At 50.6% G+C, this 1639-nt stretch carries 2 protein-coding genes; both read left to right on the top strand.

Features of this window, described 5'->3' with window-relative positions; genetic code table 11:
• Positions 1-549 (top strand): hypothetical protein (locus tag HMPREF1548_RS29960; RefSeq protein WP_021636719.1); only part of this gene is annotated, 549 nt, incomplete at its 5' end.
• 269 nt (positions 550-818) lie between these two features.
• Positions 819-1505, top strand: a complete 687-nt coding sequence (locus tag HMPREF1548_RS13290; protein ID WP_021636717.1) for a ClpP family protease — start codon at positions 819-821, stop codon at positions 1503-1505.
• The last annotated feature ends 134 nt before the right edge of the window (positions 1506-1639 follow it).

Raw genomic sequence — 1639 nt, 5'->3', positions numbered from 1 at the left:
CAGACCGGCTGGGCAAGCCTTGCCGGCAGGGAAGCGCTGTTTTACTTCCTCCCGCTGCTGTTTTCTGCGTTTTTTTATGTATTCGGATTTTTTGAACAAAAGGGAAATCTGGGAATTATCTGGATTCTGCCTTTTGCTTTTCTTCTTATCAGTGATCTGATATTTGGCACCAGCCTGGAAAAGCAGACGATAACGCTGCTTTTCTGGGGCGTATTTGCCGGTATGGGGGTACATAGCATGTGCTGCTTTGAAAAGGATAAAAACAGGAAAAATAAAGAAAAGCCATCCCTTCCCAAAAAAAGAAGGCATCACCCGGGCGCTTCCGAAAAAGAAGCGTCTGCACAGGCTTCCTTTATGGCTGTGGGAATTGAAGCAAGGCTGGAAGCGCCTGCTGGTTCGCCGCTGCCCGGGGAACCCATTCCAAACCCGCTGCCCGGTCCCAAAAAGCATGTCCCAAGGGAAATGGATTTTGCATATGAGCCGAAGGAAGAGGAGATGTGCTTCGATATTGACCGTTTTGAAGAGGGTGACGATTTCGATCTGCTATAGAATAAGGAAGGGTAAACGTTTAGCAGGCTGGCGCATTTTTCTGCGCTTGCCATATGGTTGGACAGTAACTGAAACTCATATAATCATAAAAAGTTTTTATAAAAGTGTGCCGGAAAATTCCATTATTATTCCGGCGCACTTTTTTCTTCCCGCTTTTTCCTCCCGGAAACAATTGCTTTGGCGCATAAAACCCGCCTGACCTGCAAACAATACGAAAAACAAACGGATAACAGCAAACGCGGTTTTTTCGCGGGACAGGAGCAGACAATATGAGCAGCAATAAAGCAGACGAAGAAAAGCAAAGGGATGAAAGAATCGAGGAAACCGGACAGCTGACGCTGGAGCGTCACGGAGAAAACGACAAAGCCATCCATATGATAACCATCATCGGGGAAATCGAAGGCCATGACAACCTGGGAAGCTCCTCCAAAACAACAAAATACGAGCACATCCTTCCCCAGCTGGCCGCCATAGAGGACAGCAGTAAAATAGAAGGTCTTCTTATCCTTCTGAATACCATGGGCGGCGATGTGGAAGCGGGCCTTGCCATAGCGGAGATGATCGCCTCCCTCAGCAAGCCCACCGTTTCCCTTGTGCTTGGCGGCGGCCATTCCATTGGCGTCCCCATTGCCGTCAGCGCCGACTATTCTTATATCGTTCCCACAGGAACCATGGTCATCCACCCTGTGCGTATGAGCGGCACCGTCATCGGCGCTCCCCAGACCTTTGACTACTTCAAACAGATCCAGAACCGTATCACCGGCTTCGTTTGCTCCCACTGCGACATCACCAGAAGCCGTATGGAAGAGCTCATGATGGAAACCGGAGTCCTCACCAAGGACCTGGGCACCATCCTTGTGGGTGAGGAGGCTGTAAATGCAGGCCTTATCAACGAAGTGGGCGGTATCAAAGAAGCTATCCAAAAGCTCCACACCCTGGCCGGCCGGAAAAAGTAGGGGAGGACGGCTAAAGTCAGCAGCCCCGGCTGCGTACTGGTTTTCCCCGCAGGGTCCCTGGCCGTCCGTCCTTCTTCCCGGATACGGTGGGGGTGTTTCCGGCTCCATTGGAAAAAACGGAGATATTTCTTACT

It is taken from the genome of Clostridium sp. KLE 1755 (assembly GCF_000466465.2).
Classification (GTDB): domain Bacteria; phylum Bacillota; class Clostridia; order Lachnospirales; family Lachnospiraceae; genus Eisenbergiella; species Eisenbergiella porci.
Note: the sequence above shows the minus strand (reverse complement) of the source record. Positions and strands in the feature narration are given on the sequence as shown.